Here is a 20,150-nt window from a genome sequence, read left to right on the forward strand (position 1 = left end):
CCGGTCACCCGGCATCGGCCGGCGCCCCCGCCCGGCGCCGACCCCGAGCGCCAAGCCCGGTGTCGCCGCCCAGCCCGCCCCGCCAGAGGAGCAGACATGTCCGCCCGCCCCCGCCCCCGCCTCCTCTACGTCTCCGACCTCGCCTACCCCGCCCGCGGCCGGCGCTACTGCGACGAGGACATCGGCCTCACCGCCCGGCTCCGGGAGGGCTTCGACCTCGCCGTCTGTCATCCGCGCGACGCCGCCGCGCTCATGGACGCCTTCGACGCCGTCGTCGTCCGCAACAGCGGGCCCGTCCTGCACTACCAGGACGCCTACGACGACTTCCGCGCCCGCGCCGCCGCCCTCGGCGCCCGCGTCTACAACCCGCTGCACGGGCGCGGCGACATGGCGGGCAAGCAGTACCTCCTCGACCTCACCGCCGCCGGGCTCCCCGTCATCCCCACCGTCGACCGCGCCGCCGACCTCGAACGGCTGCCCGCCGCCCCCTCGTTCGCGGTGAAGCCCAAGGCCGGCGCCGACTCCATAGGGCTGCGCTTCCTCCCGTACGAGGAGCTGGCCGCCCTTCCGTACGGCGAGGGGCTGCTGGTCCAGCCGCGGATCGACTTCCGGTACGAGGTCTCCTTCTACTTCGTCGACGACCGCTTCCAGTACGCCCTGTACGCCCCCGACCCCGCGAAGCGCTGGGAGCTGGAGCCGTACGAGGCCGACGACGAGGACCTGCGCTTCGCCCGCCGCTTCGTCGACTGGAACACCCTCGACCACGGCATCCAGCGCGTCGACGCCTGCCGCACCCCCGAGGGCGACCTCCTCCTGGTCGAGCTGGAGGACCTCAACCCGTACCTCTCTCTCGACCTGGTCGGGGCGGACGTGCGGGAACGGTTCGTCGCGGCCATGGCCGACTCGCTCCGCGCCTTCCTCCGGGTGTGACGACACGCCGAAGCGCCCCCGTCCCGGATCGGGACGAGGGCGCTTCGGCGTACGGGAGCGAAGGAGTGGCGGGCGTTCAGGCCGTGCGCGGCCTGCGGCGGGTCGCGCGTTCCGCCGCGAAGACGTCCTCCAGGCGGAACAGCTGCGCCCGCCCCGCCTTCCCCGCCGCCCGCAGGTGGCCCAGCTGGACCCACTTGCGGATCGTCGCCGGGGCCACCCCGGCCTCCAGGGCGGCGAGCGGGCCCGGGATCAGGGCCGGCAGGGAAAGCGCGGTCGAGCTCAGCATGAGGTCTCCTTCGTGTCGTCCATCGCCGCTTCGATCTCCTCCGTGCGCGCACCCGACGCGTCCGCGAGCTCCGTCCACTCGTCCTCCGGCCACAGGTGCCGGTAGGCCGGGTCGTCCTGGCAGCCGCAGGCCGGGTCCGTGCACACGCACGCCGGGTTCACGCACAGCACCGCGCGCCGGTCCGGGAAGGCCCGCAGCGACACCGAGTCGCACCACGGGCAGCGCCCCGACACCCGGACGACCGTCTCCGCGTCGCCCAGGGTGCGGGCGCACCGGCGGGCCATCCGGCGGATCTCGTCGCGCACGTGCCGGGTCAGGTCCGGGTGGGCGGCGATCGTGCCGAGGGTCCCGGTGACGCGGCGCAGGCGCTCCACGACACCCGCGCGGCGCGGCCGGGGCAGGCCGAGCCGGGCGCAGACCGCCTCCTCCAGCTCCACCACGCCGTCGGTGATGTCCCGGATCGCGTCCGAGACGTGCAGCCGGATCGGGGCGGCGCCGTGGCCCGGCACGGAGAGGCCGTGGCGCTGTTCGAGCAGCAGGGCCTCGCGGCGCTCCGCGCGGATCAGCTCGTCGCGCCCCGGGTGGGGGGCGGTGGGCGCGGCCCCGGCGGGGGAGCGGCGGCCGGGGGTGAGCTCCTCGGCGAGCTCGGGGAACTGCCGGACCAGGGAGGCGGTCCAGAGCACGATGTCCCGCACCATCCGCTCGTCGGCGGCGGCGACGGCGGCGGTGACGGCTGCGGTGCCCTGGTCCTGCGAGGGCTCAGTCACGGTGGCTCCCGGCGGCGGCGAGGACGGCGCCCGCGGCGTCGAGGGCGGCGGCGGTCCCGGCGGCGGTCGCGGGCGCGTCCGCCACGGGCTCCGCGGCGGGCGGGGCCGGGTCGCCGGCGCGGCGGCGGGGCTTCACCGGGCGGCCGTTGCGCCACAGGCGGCCGGCGCAGACGCCGTCGAACCAGCTCTCGGCGGGGGCGACGGCGCTCTCGCACTCGCGACGGACCGGGCAGACGGCGCAGGCCCGCAGGGCCGGGGCCGCCTCCTTGCCGCGGCGGGAGAAGACGACGGACGGGGAGAGGCCGGCGCACGCGGCGGCGGCCTGCCAGGGGGAGTGGTCGAGCGTGGGCAAGGAGGTTCTCCACGGTCCGGGCGCCACGCACCCCCAGGCCCGATGGGACCTGTGGGGCTCGTGAGGCTGACGAGTGCGGCGCGAAGGACGATAGACATGTTGCGTGCGAGCTCGCAACTATCTTTGGGGGTGCCCGTACCGCCCCCTTCACCGATTCGACACGGTTGCGTGCCCGAAAGCACGTAATTCCGCGCGCGCAAGCACGCTAAAGTGGGCGGACCGAAAGGTGGGGGAGTTAAGGGAGCGATACGACATGAGCACTCAAGGGCTCGACGAGTTCGCGGGCTGGGTCGAGGGCCTGATGCGCGCGCGCGGCTACGACATCGACAGCCCCCGCGGCGGCGGCAAGTCCCGGATCGCGGACGAGGCGGGCGTGCACCGCGCGGCCGTGACCCGGCTGCTGCAGCGGCAGAGCATGCCCGACCTGGAGACCATGCGCAGGATCGCGCCGCTCCTCGGGGTCTCCGTACGGGACATGCTGATCAGGTCCGGCCGGGTCACCCCGGAGGAGCTGCCGATCGCGGCGGACCTGCTGCCGCCCAGTGACTGGCGGCCGACCATGGAGGACTTCGCGCGCTGGCTCGGCGTCCCGGACGAACGCATGGACGTCTTCGTGAAGGTCGTCCACCAGTTCATGGACCCGGAGGCCGAGGGCGCGGACGCCCGCGCCGCCGGCGAGCCCCGGCGCGCGGCCCAGGACTGACCGGGGCGCGACCGGCCCCGGCCGACCGGGGCCGGCCGGACCGGCCCGCGTGTGAGCATTTGTTTTGACCGGAGTCCATGCGATAGGTACGCTCAAGCCTTGTGCCTGGGGTGTGCCCGGACTCGTGTGCGTGTCCTCAACCGCAGACGGAGTCCGAGAACGGCCACCGCAATCAGCGCCCCTCCCTGCCTCTGGCAGGGGTTCGCGCGATTCGACACACCCGACCGCGTGGGTCGGAGATGTTCCAGGTTAGTTTCACCGACGGCACACAGAAACCGGAGAAGTAGTGCCTACGATCCAGCAGCTGGTCCGGAAGGGCCGGCAGGACAAGGTCGAGAAGAACAAGACGCCCGCACTTGAGGGTTCCCCTCAGCGTCGTGGCGTCTGCACGCGTGTGTTCACGACCACCCCGAAGAAGCCGAACTCGGCCCTCCGTAAGGTCGCGCGTGTGCGTCTGACCTCGGGCATCGAGGTCACGGCCTACATCCCGGGTGAGGGCCACAACCTGCAGGAGCACTCGATCGTGCTCGTCCGCGGTGGCCGTGTGAAGGACCTGCCGGGTGTTCGTTACAAGATCATCCGCGGTTCCCTCGACACGCAGGGCGTCAAGAACCGTAAGCAGGCTCGCAGCCGCTACGGCGCCAAGAAGGAGAAGTAAGAATGCCTCGTAAGGGCCCCGCCCCGAAGCGCCCGGTCATCATCGACCCGGTCTACAGCTCTCCTCTTGTCACCTCGCTGATCAACAAGATCCTGCTGGACGGCAAGCGTTCCACCGCCGAGCGCATCGTCTACGGCGCCATGGAGGGCCTCCGCGAGAAGACCGGTGCTGACCCGGTCGTCACGCTGAAGCGCGCTCTCGAGAACGTCAAGCCGTCCCTCGAGGTCAAGTCCCGCCGTGTCGGTGGCGCCACCTACCAGGTGCCGATCGAGGTCAAGCCGGGCCGCGCGTCCACGCTGGCCCTCCGCTGGCTCGTCGGTTACTCCCGCGCCCGTCGCGAGAAGACCATGACCGAGCGCCTCATGAACGAGCTCCTCGACGCCTCGAACGGCCTCGGAGCCGCGGTCAAGAAGCGCGAGGACACGCACAAGATGGCCGAGTCCAACAAGGCCTTCGCGCACTACCGCTGGTAGTCGCAACCCACATCGAGACCGAGAGAAGACTGAAGCCTTATGGCTACCACTTCGCTTGACCTGGCCAAGGTGCGCAACATCGGCATCATGGCCCACATCGACGCGGGCAAGACGACCACCACCGAGCGGATCCTGTTCTACACCGGCGTTTCGTACAAGATCGGTGAGGTCCACGACGGCGCCGCCACGATGGACTGGATGGAGCAGGAGCAGGAGCGTGGCATCACGATCACCTCTGCTGCCACCACCTGTCACTGGCCGCTCGAGAACGTCGACCACACGATCAACATCATCGACACGCCGGGCCACGTCGACTTCACCGTCGAGGTGGAGCGTTCGCTGCGCGTGCTCGACGGTGCTGTCACCGTGTTCGACGGCGTGGCCGGCGTCGAGCCCCAGTCCGAGACCGTCTGGCGTCAGGCGGACCGCTACGGCGTTCCGCGTATCTGCTTCGTCAACAAGCTCGACCGGACCGGTGCCGACTTCCTCCGCTGCGTCGACATGATCGTGAGCCGCCTCGGCGCGACCCCGATCGTCATGCAGCTCCCGATCGGTGCCGAGGCCGACTTCCAGGGCGTCATCGACCTGGTCCGCATGAAGGCGCTTGTCTGGTCCGCCGAGGCCAGCAAGGGCGAGATGTACGACGTCGTCGACATCCCCGCGGACAAGGCCGAGCTCGCCGAGGAGTACCGCGCCAAGCTCGTCGAGGCCGTCGCGGAGAACGACGAGGAGCTCATGGAGCTCTTCCTCGAGGGCGTCGAGCCCACCGAGGAGCAGCTCTACGCCGCCGTCCGCCGCATCACCATCGCCTCCGGCAAGGGCGGCGACACCACGGTCACCCCGGTGTTCTGTGGCACCGCGTTCAAGAACAAGGGCGTTCAGCCCCTGCTCGACGCCGTCGTCCGCTACCTGCCGTCGCCCCTGGACGTCGAGGCCATCGAGGGCCACGACGTCAAGGACGCCGAGGTCGTCGTGAAGCGCAAGCCTTCCGACGAGGAGCCGCTGGCCGCCCTCGCGTTCAAGATCGCGAGCGACCCGCACCTGGGCAAGCTCACCTTCGTCCGGATCTACTCCGGTCGCCTGGAGGCCGGCACCGCGGTGCTGAACTCCGTCAAGGGCAAGCGTGAGCGCATCGGCAAGATCTACCGCATGCACGCGAACAAGCGTGAGGAGATCGACTCGGTGGGCGCCGGCGACATCGTCGCCGTCATGGGCCTGAAGCAGACCACCACCGGTGAGACGCTGTGCGACGAGAAGAACCCGGTCATCCTGGAGTCCATGGACTTCCCGGCGCCGGTCATTCAGGTCGCGATCGAGCCCAAGTCCAAGGGTGACCAGGAGAAGCTGGGTGTCGCCATCCAGCGTCTCGCGGAGGAGGACCCCTCCTTCCAGGTCCACTCGGACGAGGAGACCGGCCAGACCATCATCGGTGGTATGGGCGAGCTTCACCTCGACATCCTCGTCGACCGTATGCGTCGCGAGTTCAAGGTCGAGGCGAACGTCGGCAAGCCGCAGGTCGCGTACCGCGAGACGATCCGCAAGGCCGTCGAGCGACTTGACTACACCCACAAGAAGCAGACCGGTGGTACCGGTCAGTTCGCCAAGGTGCAGATCGCGATCGAGCCCATCGAGGGCGGCGACGCCTCGTACGAGTTCGTGAACAAGGTCACCGGTGGCCGCATCCCGAAGGAGTACATCCCTTCGGTCGACGCGGGTGCGCAGGAGGCCATGCAGTTCGGTATCCTCGCCGGCTACGAGATGACTGGCGTCCGCGTCATCCTTCTCGACGGTGGCTACCACGAGGTCGACTCCTCCGAGCTCGCGTTCAAGATCGCCGGCTCGCAGGCCTTCAAGGAGGCCGCGCGCAAGGCTTCGCCCGTGATCCTCGAGCCCATGATGTCCGTCGAGGTCACCACGCCCGAGGACTACATGGGTGAGGTCATCGGCGACATCAACTCCCGCCGTGGCCAGATCCAGGCCATGGAGGAGCGCAGCGGCGCTCGCGTCGTGAAGGGCCTCGTGCCCCTCTCGGAGATGTTCGGCTACGTCGGAGACCTCCGCAGCAAGACCTCGGGTCGCGCAAGCTACTCGATGCAGTTCGACTCCTACGCCGAGGTTCCGCGGAACGTCGCCGAGGAGATCATCGCGAAGGCCAAGGGCGAGTAACTCACCCGAGTGCACGCTTTAGGCTTGACACCGTACGCCGGGGTTCGGACTTCGAACCCGAGGGAAGCGCCCCGGCGGACGGCATCCCAGCAAAGATCACCTGGCGCCGTTGAGTAAGGCGTACAGAACCACTCCACAGGAGGACCCCAGTGGCGAAGGCGAAGTTCGAGCGGACTAAGCCGCACGTCAACATCGGCACCATCGGTCACATCGACCACGGTAAGACGACCCTCACGGCCGCCATTACCAAGGTGCTGCACGACGCGTACCCGGACCTGAACGAGGCCTCGGCCTTCGACCAGATCGACAAGGCTCCTGAGGAGCGCCAGCGCGGTATCACGATCTCGATCGCGCACGTCGAGTACCAGACGGAGTCGCGTCACTACGCGCACGTCGACTGCCCCGGTCACGCTGACTACATCAAGAACATGATCACGGGTGCCGCGCAGATGGACGGCGCCATCCTCGTGGTCGCCGCCACCGACGGCCCGATGCCGCAGACCAAGGAGCACGTGCTCCTGGCCCGCCAGGTCGGCGTTCCGTACATCGTCGTCGCCCTGAACAAGGCCGACATGGTGGACGACGAGGAGATCCTGGAGCTCGTCGAGCTCGAGGTCCGTGAGCTCCTCACCGAGTACGAGTTCCCGGGCGACGACCTGCCGGTCGTCCGCGTCTCGGCGCTCAAGGCGCTCGAGGGCGACAAGGAGTGGGCTGACAAGCTCCTCGGTCTGATGAAGGCCGTCGACGAGTCCATCCCGCAGCCCGAGCGTGACGTCGACAAGCCGTTCCTGATGCCGATCGAGGACGTCTTCACGATCACCGGTCGTGGCACCGTCGTCACCGGTCGTATCGAGCGTGGTGTCCTCAAGGTCAACGAGACCGTCGACATCATCGGCATCAAGACCGAGAAGACCACCACCACGGTCACCGGCATCGAGATGTTCCGCAAGCTGCTCGACGAGGGCCAGGCCGGTGAGAACGTCGGTCTGCTCCTCCGTGGCATCAAGCGCGAGGACGTCGAGCGCGGCCAGGTCATCATCAAGCCCGGTTCGGTCACGCCGCACACCGAGTTCGAGGCCCAGGCCTACATCCTGTCGAAGGACGAGGGTGGCCGTCACACCCCGTTCTTCAACAACTACCGCCCGCAGTTCTACTTCCGTACCACGGACGTGACCGGCGTCGTGACCCTCCCCGAGGGCACCGAGATGGTCATGCCGGGCGACAACACCGCCATGTCGGTCGCGCTGATCCAGCCGATCGCCATGGAGGAGGGCCTCAAGTTCGCCATCCGTGAGGGTGGCCGGACCGTCGGCGCCGGCCAGGTCGTCAAGATCACCAAGTAAGTTCTCACGAACTTCGGTGGTTTGACCTGGTAGCTCCGCGAGAGCTGCTTGGAAGGGCCCCGCACCGCTTCGGCGGCGCGGGGCCCTTCTGCGTACCCACCCCCATGGCAGCCGCAAACATGACGTCCCGTAATATGCGCCCGGACAGCCGTGTCATGGCCACATACAGGGGTGGAGACGACTTGAGTTCGGGACGTGGAGTGCGTCGCAAACACAGCAAACTGGTACGTCGTACGGCGGTGACCGCGGCCCTCGCCGCGGCGTCGGTCCTGGGCTTCCAGGCCGCCGCGAACGGTGCGGTGAACGGCGAGACGGGCCCGGCGGCCAACCCGCCCAGCGTCTACAGCGCCCAGGGCGACGAGACCGGCACGGTCAAGAGCGCGGTCCAGAAGCTGCTGCTGACCGACAAGGGCCGCGGCGAGGCCGTCCTGTCCCAGCGCGACACCCAGCGCTTCGGCCTGCTCGGTGTGTCCTGGACGGACCCCGAGGCGAAGATCGAGGGCAAGATCCAGGCCCGCTCCCGCGACGCCGAGACCGGCACGTGGACCGAGTGGATGGACCTGGAGCCGTACCCCGCGCTGCTCGACGGCAAGCGGGCCGGCGCCCGCGGCTCCACCGAGCCGATCTGGGTCGGCGCCTCCGACGGCGCCGAGGTCCGGGTCACCGACGGTGCCGCCGACGGCGCGCTGCCGGCCGGCCTGCGCCTCGACCTGGTCGACCCCGGCACCAGCACCACCGCCGCCAAGGGCGGCTTCAACGCCCAGAACGCGGCCTTCCGCGCCGACGCGCCGCCGACCCCGGCCGGCCCGCCGTCCACGGCCCCGATGCCGACGATCGTCAGCCGCGCCGAGTGGGGCGCCGACGAGTCGCTGAACAACGAGGGCCCGATCTACCTCGTCGGCGGGAAGATCAAGGCCGCCTTCGTGCACCACACGACGGACGCGGACTACGACTGCTCCCAGTCCGCCGCGCTGGTCCGGGCGATGCACGTCTACCACGTGAAGACCAACGGCTGGCGCGACCTCGGCTACAACTTCCTGGTCGACAAGTGCGGCACGATCTTCGAGGGCCGCCAGGGCGGCGTGGACCAGCCGGTCCTCGGTGCCCACACCTACGGCTGGAACTCCGAGTCGACCAGCGTCTCGATCATGGGCGACTACACCAAGCAGGCCGCCTCGGACGCCGCGCTCGCCTCGGCCGCCAAGGTCGTCGCGTACAAGCTCGGCCAGTACGGGGTGGACCCGGCCGGCAAGGCCACGCTGACCGCCGGTGCCACGCAGAAGAACTTCTTCGGCACCCAGTTCACGGCCGGCCAGACCTACCAGTTCGACGCCGTCTCCGGACACCGCAACGGCTTCAACACCGAGTGCCCCGGCACCATGCTGTACCCGCAGCTGCCGCAGATCCGTACGTACGCCAAGAGCTACGACTCGAAGCTGAAGATCGACTCGCTCGGCGGCACGGCGGCCTGGAACGGCAGCGGTTACGAGACCTCCGGGCCCGCGACCGTCAACTGGTCCACCGCCACGGCGAACGCCCTGATCTCCAAGTTCGAGGTCCTCGTCGACGGCACCCCCGTCGTCGAGGCCGCGGCCGCCGACCGCAGCGCGGCCGTCACCGTGTCCGGCCCCGAGGTCCACAAGGTCGCCGTCCGCACCACGTACAAGACGGGCAGCACCACCGTGTCCGGCACCGTCGACGTGACCGCCGCGGGTACGAAGACCTTCCAGCCCCTGGCGCCCACCCGCCTGATGGACACCCGCACCGGCCTCGGCGTCCCGAAGGCCAAGGTCGGCCCCAACGGCGAGGTCGTCCTCCAGGTCGCCGGCCAGGGCGGCATCCCCGCCACCGGCGTCGGCGCCGTCGTCCTGAACGTGACGGCGACCGCCCCGACCGCGGGCAGCTTCGTCTCCGTGTACCCGAACGGGGCCACCCGCTCCAGCGCGTCGAACCTGAACTTCAGCGCCGGTCAGACGATCCCGAACCTCGTGGTCGTCCCGGTCGTGAACGGCAAGGTGAACTTCTACAACAAGTCGGGCTCGGTCGACCTGCTCGCCGACGTGACGGGCTACTACGCCAAGGACGCGGCCGGCTCCACGCACGTCAACCTCGGCCCGCTGCGCCTGATGGACACCCGCTCCGGCCTCGGCGTACCGAAGGCCAAGGTCGGCGCCAACGGCACCGTGGACCTCCAGGTCACCGGCGTGCAGGGCGTCCCGGCCGACAAGGTCACCGCCGTCGTCCTCAACGTGACGGCCACCAACGCCACCGCGGGCAGCTTCGTCTCGGTCTACCCGCACGGCACCCCCCGCGCCAGCGCGTCGAACCTGAACTTCAGCGCCGGCCAGACCATCCCCAACCTGGTGATCGTCCCGGTCGTCGACGGCAAGGTCAGCTTCTACAACAAGTCGGGCTCGGTCGACCTGCTCGCCGACATCACCGGCTACTTCACGTCCGAGAACACCGGCTCCACGCACGTCAACCTCGGCCCGCTCCGCCTCATGGACACCCGCTCCGGCCTCGGCGTCCCGAAGGCCAAGGTCGGCCCGAACAGCTTCGTCACGCTCGACGTGGCGGGTGTGCAGGGCGTCCCCGCCACCGGCGTCACCGCCGTCGTCCTCAACGTGACGGCCACCAACCCGACCGCCGGCAGCTTCGTCTCCGTCTACCCGGACGGCCAGGAGCGCTCCAGCGCGTCGAACCTGAACTTCACCGCCGGCCTGACCATCCCCAACCTGGTGGTCGTGCCCGTCGTCAACGGCAAGGTGAACTTCTACAACAAGTCCGGCTCGGTCGACCTGCTCGCCGACATCACGGGTTACTTCACCAAGTGACCTGAACACGGACGCGTCGAGGGCCCGCCTCCCTTCGGGGAGACGGGCCCTCGGCCTTTTCCGAGCCTGTTACGAGGCTTCCTACGGGCTTCCTACGGGCTTTCTACGGGCGCCAGAGCCACGGCCGCGCGTCCGCCCCCAGGCCGACCGCCGCCCCCGCGTGCGGCACCGGGTCGCCGACCGGCGCCGGGCCCTCCGTACGGGTGTGCAGCCGTCCCGCGCGGGACAACTGGACCCGGTGGTGCTCGTCCCGGCCCAGCAGCAGCGGGCCGCCGGGACCGGGGGCGGCGGACAACAGGCCGTAGCCGTCGAAGTCCGGGACCGGACCGGAGCTCGCGCGCAGCGCCGCCTCGGCCGGGCGCCGGTAGAACACCCGGACACCTTCGGGCCCCTCGGCCGGGACGGCGGCGACCGGGTCCCCCGCGCGGGGGAGCGCGGCGACCGGCCGCCCGTCGGTCCAGTGCCGTACGGCGTCCCGGCCCGCGGCCAGCAGGTGCACCCGGCCCGCCGCGTCCGTGAGCGCCGTCAGGCCGTCCTGGAGCTCCCCCTGCGCCGGGAGCGCCTTCCAGGGGCCCCAGGTGCCGTCGGCGGCCCGCACCCGCGTGGCGACGCCCTTGTCGGCGTCGCGTACGAAGAGGTGGACGCGCCCGTCGGGCCCGGTCACGGCCGCCGGGGCCCCGATCCGGCGCCCCCGGTCGTCGGCGCGCTCCGGATTGCCCAGCCCCCGCCAGGCCAGGAAGGGCCCGCCGGGGGAGCGCTGCTCCAGGACCACCAGCTCGCGCCGGTTCGGCCCGCCGCGCCCGGCGAGCGCGGCGAAGCGCACCGCGAACAGCAGCAGCCGCCCGTCCGGCAGCACCGCGCGGGCCAGCGCGGGCGCCAGCGGGCCGCCGCCCAGGTCCTCCGGCTCGCCGAAGCGCCCGGAGCCCGGGGCCGTCTCCCGCCAGCGGACCGCGCGCAGCCCCAGCACCCCGTAGGCGGCGAGCCGCCCGTCGGGCCCGGCCGCGACGGCGGGTCCGGGCGCGGGCCAGCGGTAGTGGGTGGCCCGTACCCAGCCCTTGCGGTTGGTGAGCGGGCGGTCGCCGCCGACGCCGTAGTCGCCGCAGCCGGAGGGGTTGCCGCACTCCCAGGACGGGTCGCCGCCGTACGGGACGAGGTGGGCGGCCTTCTCGGCGAGGACCCGGGGCGGCAGGTTCTTGGGCCAGTGGCGGTTGTAGTAGCCCCGGAAGGAGACCGTGGCGAACGCGGGCACGGGCTCCCCGGCGGCGGTGGCGCGGGCGACCCGGCGCAGCAGCGCCGCCCAGGTGAAGCAGGCGACGGCGGTGTGGTCGCCGTGGTCGGAGTAGCCGGGCTGCTCGCTGTCCCGCCCGCGGGTGGCCGCGTCGCTGTGCTGGATGTCCGGGTCGGGGTCCAGGGTGTGCACGACGGTCGGCCGGTAGGCGGCCAGCAGCCCGGCGAGCACCTCGATCAGCCCGTCGTGGTCGTAGCCGTCGGAGCGGGCCACGGGGGAGTCCGCGGACAGGTGGGTGCGCAGTTCGAGGGCGCGGTCCTCCCAGAGGGCGGGCAGCGCCATGTACCGGCGGGGGGTGTGCATGGGCAGGTTCAGGAACACCAGCTCGACCCTGCGGCCGGCGTGCGCGAGCGTGTCCACCTCCGCCCGGCGCCCGCCCGCGAGCTCGGTGGTCCGGCGCTCCCAGGGCGTGAACCGGTCCACGCCGAGCGCCTCCGCGTACGCCTGGCGCAGCCCCTGGTGGCGCGCGGAGGAGTAGGCGGCCCGGTCGGGTGTCCGCGGGGGCATCCCCTTGATCCAGTTCCGGCCCGTGTGCTCGCCCGCCGTGACGTACACGGAGACGAGCGGGACCCCCGCGTCGAGCAGCCGCTGGGAGTCGGGATTCATGAAGTACAGGTCGTCGTCCGGGTGCGCGGCGAACTGCATCAGCAGCGCCCGCCCCGCCGCGTGCGCGATCGGCCGCCCCGGCGCCGGATCGGCGCTCTTCTCGACCCGTGGCGGGCTGGGTACGGAACACCCGGCGGCCGTTGCCGCGCCCACCGCCACCGCTCCCGCGAGCACCCCGCGCCGCGTCACTCTTCTGCTGTCCACCGGTCGTACGTCCCCTGTGCCGTCGTGTCCCTGCCGGTCCCGTGCGCCTGACTAGACGGCGATTCGGGGGTCCGGGTTCGACGGTGGCCGGCCGAGGACGGGTCACGAACTGATCAAAAGGCGCTGACCAGTCTGTTTCTCCCGGCGGGCGGCGTGAGACCGTCCGGTTCGCAGTATGCGGTACGGCGTCACCGGGGTGGGCAGCGGAACATGAGCGAGAAGCGGTCGGTCTCCGACGAGGAATGGGCCTCGTTCGTCGAGGGGGCCCGCGAGCAGGGGCTGGGCACGGAGGAGCAGGAGCGGCTGCTGGGGAAGGCCCGCCCGCCGAAGCGGCCGAAGCGGCCCAAGGCGCAGGAGCCCTCGGGCTGGCGCACCGGGCCCGCCTGGCAGGAGATGAACGGCACCGCGCACCGCCGGCGCCGGGTGCGGGCCGTCCTCGGCGTCACCCTGGTCGCCGCGCTGGCGCTGGTCGCCGTACGGCCCCAGCTCGTCACCGGGTACCTCCCGGAGGGGATGGCCTCCGCCCTGCCGTCGAGCTGGAGCGACCGGCCCGAGGACACCACCCCGCTGGCCGCCGAGACGGCCCGGCCGACCGCGCCGCCGGAGGCGGTGGACCCGAACCGGCCGACGCTGAAGGAGCCCTTCAAGGGCTCCCCGGCGGTGCGCTGGGCCGACGGGGCGGCGGGGATCGTGCCGCCGCCGGCGAAGGCGGTGGGCTGGATGTCGCGGGAGCGGGTCGCCGAGGCCCTCACGCGCGCGAAGACCTTCCTGGTGGCGGCCAACCTGGACCCGGCGGTGGTCGCGGGCGGCAAGCGCCCGGACACGGCGATCGCGCTGCTCGACCCGTACCAGGACGACGTCCGGGGGCGGGTCGACCGGATGCTCGCCAGGCCCTCGGAGCGGGACAACCCGGTGCTGCTCTTCAGCCGCTTCGATCCGGCGGAGGTGCGGCCGGCCGGGGACGTGGTCAAGACGCGCGGCCGGATGACCGTGACGGCGGGGAAGGACCGGCACGAGGTGCTGGTGCACGCGGACTACACCTTCGTGTACCCGGTGCTCAAGACCCGGCCCGGCTTCGACGAGGTGGCCAGGACCGTGGTGCGGCGCCAGATGACCTTCGCGCTGTACGACCCGGCGAGGATCCGCGCGACCCCGGAGCGGCTCTACGTGCTGCGCTGGGACGAGAGCGCGGCCAACGACGACTGCACCCGCAGGGCGACCGGCTTCCTGCGCCCGAAGTTCACCGAGGACTACGCCGCCGGGGGCGCGCGGCCGACCGGGCCGGCCCTCGACCCGTACGACCGGACCAAGGACCTCGACGAGCAGCCGGACACCTGCCACCAGGCCACTCGCAGCTGAGGCCCCACGGGGGCGCGGCCCGCCGGTCGTGCCCCTGCGTGTACCCCGACGTGACGTGGGGTACAGTCTTCGACCTCGATTGGCGGCGGGATGGCCACGTGTGGCAGACTGTCGGGGTTGCTCGGTTGAGTACCGATGCTGCGCGCCTCCCGCCGGGAGGACCGGAAGCGAGTCCCACAGTACTCGTCGCCCCTGTTCAGGAGCGGACGTACGGGAATCTTCCGGGAAGTGTCAGCGGGGTGCCGACCAGGCACCCGGGTGGTGTTCCATCCCCGGCTTCGCGGGTTTTTTTGGGCCCGCACCCCCTTGGTTGGGAATTCCCTAGGGAATTCTTCGTAGAGGGAGTGCGACACGCCCGACCGCGTGGGTCGGAGAGGGAGTCGGTAGAACCCCCGGGTTCCAGAGCGTTTCTAGACAAAGGACTACTGAGTAGCCATGGCGGGACAGAAGATCCGCATCCGGCTCAAGGCCTACGACCACGAGGTCATCGATTCCTCGGCGAAGAAGATCGTCGAGACGGTGACGCGCACTGGTGCGTCGGTCGCGGGCCCGGTGCCGCTGCCCACTGAGAAGAACGTGTACTGCGTCATCAAGTCGCCGCACAAGTACAAGGACTCGCGCGAGCACTTCGAGATGCGCACGCACAAGCGCCTCATCGACATCCTCGACCCCACGCCGAAGACCGTCGACTCGCTCATGCGTCTCGACCTGCCGGCGGGCGTCGACATCGAGATCAAGCTCTGAGGGCGCGCAGATGGCTAAGAACATCAAGGGCATCCTGGGCGAGAAGCTCGGCATGACGCAGGTCTGGGACGAGAACAACCGGGTCGTCCCGGTGACCGTCGTCAAGGCCGGCCCGAATGTCGTGACCCAGGTCCGTACGAACGACAACGACGGCTACGAGTCGGTCCAGATCGCCTTCGGCGAGATCGACCCGCGCAAGGTGAACAAGCCCCTCAAGGGTCACTTCGCCAAGGCCGACGTCACCCCGCGCCGCCACCTGGTGGAGCTCCGCACCGCTGACGCCTCCGAGTACGCGCTCGGCCAGGAGATCACCGCCGAGGTCTTCGAGGCCGGCGTGAAGGTCGACGTCACCGGCAAGAGCAAGGGCAAGGGCTTCGCCGGTGTCATGAAGCGCCACAACTTCCGTGGTGGCAAGGCTTCTCACGGTGCCCACCGCGTGCACCGCAAGCCTGGTTCGATCGGTGGCTGCGCCACCCCGGGCCGCGTCTTCAAGGGCATGCGCATGGCCGGCCGTATGGGCAACGAGCGCGTGACCACCCAGAACCTGACCGTCCACGCCGTTGACGCGGAGAAGGGCCTGCTCCTGATCAAGGGTGCGGTTCCTGGTCCGAACGGCGGCCTCGTCCTGGTCCGCACCGCGGCCAAGGGGGCCTGAGGATATGAGCACCATTGACATTCTGTCGCCCGCGGGCGACAAGACCGGGACCGTCGAGCTCCCGGCCGAGATCTTCGAGGCCAAGGTCAGCATCCCGCTGATCCACCAGGTCGTCGTCGCGCAGCTGGCCGCCGCCCGTCAGGGCACGCACAAGGTCAAGACGCGTGGCGAGGTCCGTGGTGGTGGCAAGAAGCCTTACCGCCAGAAGGGCACCGGCCGCGCCCGTCAGGGTTCGACCCGCGCCCCCCAGTTCGCCGGTGGTGGCGTCGTGCACGGTCCCGTGCCGCGTGACTACTCGCAGCGGACCCCGAAGAAGATGAAGGCCGCCGCCCTCCGCGGTGCCCTCACCGACCGGGCGAACCACTCCCGCATCCACGTCGTCTCCGGCGTGGTCGAGGGTGGCATCTCCACCAAGGCCGCCAAGACGCTGTTCGGCAAGATCTCGGAGCGCAAGAACCTGCTCCTGGTCGTCGAGCGCTCCGACGAGGCCGCGTGGCTGTCCGCCCGCAACCTGCCCCAGGTGCACATCCTGGAGCCGGGCCAGCTGAACACGTACGACGTGATGCGATCCGACGACGTGGTCTTCACCCAGGCCGCCCTCGAGTCCTTCGTGTCTGGCCCCCAGGCCACCACGACCGAAGGGAGCGAGGCCTGATGTCCGAGGCCACGATCACCAGCAAGACCTTCACGGACCCGCGCGACATTCTCGTCAAGCCGGTTGTCTCCGAGAAGAGCTACGCGCTGCTGGACGAGAACAAGTACACGTTCATCGTCGCGCCCGGCGCCAACAAGACCCAGATCAAGCAGGCCGTCGAGGCGGTCTTCTCGGTCAAGGTCACCGGGGTCAACACGATCAACCGTCAGGGTAAGCGCAAGCGCACCAAGACCGGTTTCGGCAAGCGCAAGGACACCAAGCGCGCCATCGTGACCCTTGCTGAGGGCAACCGTATCGACATCTTCGGCGGTCCGACCGCCTAACGGCGGTCTGGATCGTCCGGAATCGGACGAGGACTGAGAAATGGGAATCCGCAAGTACAAGCCGACTACGCCGGGCCGTCGTGGCTCCTCCGTAGCCGACTTCGTCGAGATCACGCGGTCCACGCCGGAGAAGTCGCTGGTTCGCCCCCTGCACAGCAAGGGCGGCCGTAACAACACCGGTCGGATCACCGTTCGCCACCAGGGTGGTGGACACAAGCGCGCCTACCGTGTGATCGACTTCCGTCGTCACGACAAGGACGGCGTGCCGGCCAAGGTCGCTCACATCGAGTACGACCCCAACCGCACCGCGCGCATCGCGCTCCTGCACTACGCGGACGGCGAGAAGCGCTACATCATCGCCCCCAAGGGCCTGACGCAGGGTGACCGCGTCGAGAACGGCCCGGGCGCGGACATCAAGCCCGGTAACAACCTGGCCCTCCGCAACATCCCGGTCGGTACCACGATCCACGCGATCGAGCTCCGCCCCGGTGGCGGCGCCAAGTTCGCGCGTTCCGCTGGTGCCTCCGTGCAGCTGCTGGCGAAGGAGGGCACGATGGCCCACCTTCGTATGCCGTCCGGTGAGATCCGTCTCGTCGACGCCCGCTGCCGCGCCACCATCGGCGAGGTCGGCAACGCCGAGCAGTCGAACATCAACTGGGGCAAGGCCGGCCGTAAGCGCTGGCTGGGCGTTCGCCCGACCGTCCGCGGTGTGGCGATGAACCCGGTCGACCACCCGCACGGTGGTGGTGAGGGTAAGACCTCCGGTGGTCGCCACCCGGTCTCCCCGTGGGGTCAGAAGGAGGGTCGTACTCGCTCGCCGAAGAAGGCTTCGAGCAAGTACATCGTCCGCCGCCGCAAGACGAACAAGAAGCGCTAGGAGCGGGTTTAGATGCCGCGCAGTCTCAAGAAGGGACCCTTCGTCGACGGACACCTCATCAAGAAGGTGGACGTACAGAACGAAGCCGGTACCAAGAACGTCATCAAGACCTGGTCCCGTCGCTCGATGATCATCCCGGCCATGCTCGGCCACACGATCGCGGTGCACAACGGCAAGACCCACATTCCGGTGTTTGTCACCGAGTCGATGGTCGGCCACAAGCTCGGCGAGTTCTCGCCGACGCGCACCTTCCGGGGTCACGTGAAGGACGACCGGAAGTCGAAGCGCCGCTAGTAGCGGGGTGGAATGACCATGACAGACACTGGAAGGACAACCATGGAAGCCAGGGCCCAGGCGCGGTACATCCGCGTCACGCCCATGAAGGCCCGCCGCGTGGTGGACCTTATCCGTGGCATGGACGCCACGGAGGCTCAGGCGGTCCTGCGTTTCGCCCCGCAGGCCGCGAGCGTGCCGGTTGGCAAGGTGCTGGACAGCGCCATCGCCAACGCCGCGCACAACTACGACCACACTGACGCCTCTTCGCTGGTCATCAGCGAGGCGTACGTGGATGAGGGCCCGACCCTGAAGCGGTTCCGTCCGCGTGCCCAGGGCCGTGCCTACCGGATCCGTAAGCGGACCAGCCACATCACCGTGGTCGTCAGCAGCAAGGAAGGAACCCGGTAATGGGCCAGAAGGTTAACCCGCATGGGTTCCGGCTCGGCATCACCACGGACTTCAAGTCCCGGTGGTACGCCGACAAGCTGTACAAGGACTACGTCAAGGAAGACGTCGCCATCCGTCGGATGCTGACGTCCGGCATGGAGCGCGCCGGCATCTCGAAGGTTGAGATCGAGCGCACCCGTGACCGCGTCCGCGTGGACATCCACACGGCTCGCCCGGGCATCGTCATCGGTCGCCGCGGCGCCGAGGCCGACAAGATCCGTGGCCAGCTGGAGAAGCTGACCGGCAAGCAGGTCCAGCTGAACATCCTCGAGGTCAAGAACCCCGAGATGGACGCTCAGCTGGTGGCCCAGGCCGTCGCCGAGCAGCTCTCCTCCCGCGTCTCCTTCCGTCGCGCCATGCGTAAGAGCATGCAGGGCACGATGAAGGCCGGCGCCAAGGGCATCAAGATCCAGTGCGGCGGCCGTCTCGGCGGCGCCGAGATGTCCCGCTCGGAGTTCTACCGCGAGGGCCGCGTGCCCCTGCACACGCTCCGCGCGAACGTCGACTACGGCTTCTTCGAGGCCAAGACGACCTTCGGCCGCATCGGCGTGAAGGTCTGGATCTACAAGGGCGACGTCAAGAACATCGCCGAGGTCCGCGCCGAGAACGCTGCTGCCCGCGCTGGCAACCGCCCGGCCCGTGGCGGCGCTGACCGTCCGGCCGGCCGCGGTGGCCGCGGTGGCGAGCGTGGCGGTCGCGGTCGCAAGCCGCAGCAGGCTCAGGCTGCCGAGGCCCCCAAGGCCGACGCTCCCGCCGCCGCTCCGGCTGCTGAGAGCACCGGAACGGAGGCCTGACCGAAATGCTGATCCCCCGTAGGGTCAAGCACCGCAAGCAGCACCACCCCAAGCGCTCTGGCATGAGCAAGGGTGGCACGCAGGTTGCGTTCGGCGAGTACGGCATTCAGGCCCTCACGCCGGCGTACGTGACCAACCGTCAGATCGAGGCCGCGCGTATCGCGATGACCCGCCACATCAAGCGTGGCGGCAAGGTCTGGATCAACATCTACCCGGACCGCCCGCTCACGAAGAAGCCGGCCGAGACCCGCATGGGTTCCGGTAAGGGTTCTCCCGAGTGGTGGATCGCGAACGTCAAGCCCGGTCGGGTGATGTTCGAGCTGTCCTACCCGAACGAGAAGATCGCGCGTGAGGCTCTGACTCGTGCGGCTCACAAGCTGCCGATGAAGTGCAAGATCGTTAAGCGCGAGGCAGGTGAGCTGTGATGTCGGCCGGTACCAAGGCGTCCGAGCTGCGCGAGCTGGGCAACGAGGAGCTTGTCGCCAAGCTCCGCGAGGCCAAGGAAGAGCTGTTCAACCTCCGCTTCCAGGCGGCGACGGGCCAGCTCGAGAACCACGGTCGGCTCAAGTCCGTCCGTAAGGACATCGCCCGGATCTACACCCTGATGCGCGAGCGTGAGCTGGGCATCGAGACGGTGGAGAACGTCTGATGAGCGAGAACAACGTGACTGAGACTGCATCGAACGCGGGCGAGCGCAACGCTCGCAAGGTCCGCGAGGGCCTCGTCGTCAGCGACAAGATGGACAAGACCGTCGTCGTCGCTGTCGAGGACCGCGTCAAGCACGCGCTGTACGGCAAGGTCATCCGCCGTACGAACAAGCTCAAGGCTCACGACGAGCAGAACGCTGCGGGCGTCGGCGACCGTGTCCTCCTCATGGAGACGCGCAAGCTGTCCGCCTCGAAGCACTGGCGCGTCATCGAGATCCTCGAGAAGGCCAAGTAAGCACCTGAGGATTCCCTCAGGTTCGTTCCGCCAGGCTCCGCCGGGGGCCGAGTGATCGGCCCCCGGCGGGGAACCGGCAGACAAATCAGGAGATAAGACGTGATCCAGCAGGAGTCGCGACTGCGTGTCGCCGACAACACTGGTGCCAAGGAGATCCTTTGCATCCGTGTTCTCGGTGGCTCGGGTCGCCGCTACGCGGGCATCGGTGACGTCATCGTCGCCACCGTCAAGGACGCGATCCCCGGTGGCAACGTGAAGAAGGGTGACGTCGTCAAGGCGGTCATCGTTCGCACCGTCAAGGAGCGCCGCCGCCAGGACGGCTCGTACATCCGCTTCGACGAGAACGCCGCCGTCATTCTGAAGAACGACGGCGACCCTCGCGGCACCCGTATCTTCGGCCCGGTGGGCCGTGAGCTGCGCGAGAAGAAGTTCATGAAGATCATCTCGCTCGCGCCGGAGGTGCTGTAA

Annotated in this window: 24 protein-coding genes; 20 read left to right on the forward strand and 4 right to left on the reverse strand. The window is 69.7% G+C overall.

The genetic code is table 11. The features are described from left to right. The first annotated feature begins 96 nt into the window (after positions 1 to 96). On the forward strand, positions 97 to 930 hold the full coding sequence (locus AB0C99_RS02830) for a hypothetical protein (RefSeq protein ID WP_362468534.1): 834 nt from the start codon (positions 97 to 99) through the stop codon (positions 928 to 930). A 76-nt stretch (positions 931 to 1,006) separates the two neighbouring features. Here the strand turns inward: AB0C99_RS02830 and AB0C99_RS02835 are convergent, their stop codons facing one another. From AB0C99_RS02835 to AB0C99_RS02845, 3 genes are all read right to left on the reverse strand, one after another. Beyond that, positions 1,007 to 1,216, reverse strand: coding sequence for a hypothetical protein (locus tag AB0C99_RS02835; RefSeq protein WP_362468536.1), 210 nt, complete (start codon positions 1,214 to 1,216; stop codon positions 1,007 to 1,009). After that, positions 1,210 to 1,914 carry a hypothetical protein gene (locus tag AB0C99_RS02840; protein ID WP_362468649.1) on the reverse strand — a complete coding sequence of 235 codons (705 nt, stop codon included), beginning with the start codon at positions 1,912 to 1,914 and terminating at the stop codon, positions 1,210 to 1,212. The genes AB0C99_RS02835 and AB0C99_RS02840 overlap by 7 nt, the downstream gene beginning before the upstream one ends. 61 nt (positions 1,915 to 1,975) lie before the next feature. Then, the gene (locus tag AB0C99_RS02845; RefSeq protein WP_362468537.1) at positions 1,976 to 2,335 is read right to left on the reverse strand and encodes a WhiB family transcriptional regulator; all 360 of its coding nucleotides are present in this window, start codon (positions 2,333 to 2,335) and stop codon (positions 1,976 to 1,978) included. A gap of 253 nt (positions 2,336 to 2,588) precedes the next feature. Between AB0C99_RS02845 and AB0C99_RS02850 the strand changes: the two genes are divergently transcribed. The 6 genes from AB0C99_RS02850 to AB0C99_RS02875 all read left to right on the forward strand — a co-directional run bounded on the left by AB0C99_RS02850 (position 2,589) and on the right by AB0C99_RS02875 (position 10,512). Further along, a complete protein-coding gene (locus tag AB0C99_RS02850; protein WP_362468539.1) occupies positions 2,589 to 3,038 on the forward strand; it encodes a helix-turn-helix transcriptional regulator in 450 nt (149 codons plus the stop codon). 286 nt (positions 3,039 to 3,324) lie between these two features. Then, entirely contained in the window at positions 3,325 to 3,696 is a 372-nt protein-coding gene (rpsL, locus tag AB0C99_RS02855) for a 30S ribosomal protein S12 (protein WP_003948652.1), read from the forward strand. Between the two features lie 2 nt (positions 3,697 to 3,698). Beyond that, positions 3,699 to 4,169, forward strand: a complete 471-nt coding sequence (rpsG, locus tag AB0C99_RS02860; protein ID WP_329423203.1) for a 30S ribosomal protein S7 — start codon at positions 3,699 to 3,701, stop codon at positions 4,167 to 4,169. A 39-nt stretch (positions 4,170 to 4,208) separates the two neighbouring features. Then, a complete protein-coding gene (gene fusA / locus AB0C99_RS02865) occupies positions 4,209 to 6,335 on the forward strand; it encodes an elongation factor G (protein ID WP_362468541.1) in 2,127 nt (708 codons plus the stop codon). Positions 6,336 to 6,484: 149 nt separating this feature from the next. Next, positions 6,485 to 7,678 carry an elongation factor Tu gene (gene tuf, locus AB0C99_RS02870; protein ID WP_362468543.1) on the forward strand — a complete coding sequence of 398 codons (1,194 nt, stop codon included), beginning with the start codon at positions 6,485 to 6,487 and terminating at the stop codon, positions 7,676 to 7,678. Between the two features lie 239 nt (positions 7,679 to 7,917). Continuing rightward, positions 7,918 to 10,512, forward strand: coding sequence for an N-acetylmuramoyl-L-alanine amidase (locus AB0C99_RS02875; protein WP_362468545.1), 2,595 nt, complete (start codon positions 7,918 to 7,920; stop codon positions 10,510 to 10,512). Positions 10,513 to 10,615: 103 nt separating this feature from the next. Here the strand turns inward: AB0C99_RS02875 and AB0C99_RS02880 are convergent, their stop codons facing one another. Continuing rightward, positions 10,616 to 12,595, reverse strand: coding sequence for a PIG-L family deacetylase (locus AB0C99_RS02880; protein ID WP_362468651.1), 1,980 nt, complete (start codon positions 12,593 to 12,595; stop codon positions 10,616 to 10,618). 225 nt (positions 12,596 to 12,820) lie between these two features. On the opposite strand from AB0C99_RS02880, the gene AB0C99_RS02885 reads away from it, so the two are divergent. The 13 genes from AB0C99_RS02885 (at position 12,821) to rplN (ending at position 20,150) form a co-directional block, all read left to right on the forward strand. Then, entirely contained in the window at positions 12,821 to 13,969 is a 1,149-nt protein-coding gene (locus tag AB0C99_RS02885; protein ID WP_362468547.1) for a hypothetical protein, read from the forward strand. 435 nt (positions 13,970 to 14,404) lie between these two features. Beyond that, positions 14,405 to 14,713: a 30S ribosomal protein S10 gene (gene rpsJ / locus AB0C99_RS02890; protein ID WP_003948644.1), complete on the forward strand. Its 309-nt coding sequence runs from the start codon at positions 14,405 to 14,407 to the stop codon at positions 14,711 to 14,713. 10 nt (positions 14,714 to 14,723) lie between these two features. Continuing rightward, positions 14,724 to 15,368 carry a 50S ribosomal protein L3 gene (rplC, locus tag AB0C99_RS02895; protein WP_362468549.1) on the forward strand — a complete coding sequence of 215 codons (645 nt, stop codon included), beginning with the start codon at positions 14,724 to 14,726 and terminating at the stop codon, positions 15,366 to 15,368. 4 nt (positions 15,369 to 15,372) lie between these two features. After that, positions 15,373 to 16,023: a 50S ribosomal protein L4 gene (gene rplD / locus AB0C99_RS02900; RefSeq protein WP_362468551.1), complete on the forward strand. Its 651-nt coding sequence runs from the start codon at positions 15,373 to 15,375 to the stop codon at positions 16,021 to 16,023. After that, positions 16,023 to 16,346, forward strand: coding sequence for a 50S ribosomal protein L23 (gene rplW, locus AB0C99_RS02905; RefSeq protein WP_362468553.1), 324 nt, complete (start codon positions 16,023 to 16,025; stop codon positions 16,344 to 16,346). Before rplD ends, rplW begins: the two co-directional genes overlap by 1 nt. Before the next feature lie 40 nt (positions 16,347 to 16,386). Next, positions 16,387 to 17,223 (forward strand): 50S ribosomal protein L2, encoded by an 837-nt coding sequence (gene rplB / locus AB0C99_RS02910; RefSeq protein ID WP_362468554.1) that lies wholly within the window; start codon positions 16,387 to 16,389, stop codon positions 17,221 to 17,223. A gap of 12 nt (positions 17,224 to 17,235) precedes the next feature. Then, positions 17,236 to 17,517, forward strand: coding sequence for a 30S ribosomal protein S19 (rpsS, locus tag AB0C99_RS02915; protein WP_013001415.1), 282 nt, complete (start codon positions 17,236 to 17,238; stop codon positions 17,515 to 17,517). Between the two features lie 42 nt (positions 17,518 to 17,559). Next, positions 17,560 to 17,907, forward strand: a complete 348-nt coding sequence (rplV, locus tag AB0C99_RS02920; protein WP_004571827.1) for a 50S ribosomal protein L22 — start codon at positions 17,560 to 17,562, stop codon at positions 17,905 to 17,907. Beyond that, a complete protein-coding gene (gene rpsC / locus AB0C99_RS02925; protein ID WP_046908247.1) occupies positions 17,907 to 18,740 on the forward strand; it encodes a 30S ribosomal protein S3 in 834 nt (277 codons plus the stop codon). The genes rplV and rpsC overlap by 1 nt, the downstream gene beginning before the upstream one ends. A gap of 5 nt (positions 18,741 to 18,745) precedes the next feature. Further along, the gene (rplP, locus tag AB0C99_RS02930; protein WP_015035580.1) at positions 18,746 to 19,165 is read left to right on the forward strand and encodes a 50S ribosomal protein L16; all 420 of its coding nucleotides are present in this window, start codon (positions 18,746 to 18,748) and stop codon (positions 19,163 to 19,165) included. Next, on the forward strand, positions 19,165 to 19,389 hold the full coding sequence (gene rpmC / locus AB0C99_RS02935; RefSeq protein ID WP_046908248.1) for a 50S ribosomal protein L29: 225 nt from the start codon (positions 19,165 to 19,167) through the stop codon (positions 19,387 to 19,389). The genes rplP and rpmC overlap by 1 nt, the downstream gene beginning before the upstream one ends. Next, positions 19,389 to 19,682 (forward strand): 30S ribosomal protein S17, encoded by a 294-nt coding sequence (gene rpsQ / locus AB0C99_RS02940; protein WP_362468557.1) that lies wholly within the window; start codon positions 19,389 to 19,391, stop codon positions 19,680 to 19,682. The genes rpmC and rpsQ overlap by 1 nt, the downstream gene beginning before the upstream one ends. A 99-nt stretch (positions 19,683 to 19,781) precedes the next feature. Further along, positions 19,782 to 20,150 (forward strand): 50S ribosomal protein L14, encoded by a 369-nt coding sequence (gene rplN, locus AB0C99_RS02945; protein WP_003956455.1) that lies wholly within the window; start codon positions 19,782 to 19,784, stop codon positions 20,148 to 20,150.

The sequence above is a fragment of the Streptomyces sp. NPDC048659 genome (assembly GCF_040650575.1).
Lineage (GTDB): Bacteria > Actinomycetota > Actinomycetes > Streptomycetales > Streptomycetaceae > Streptomyces.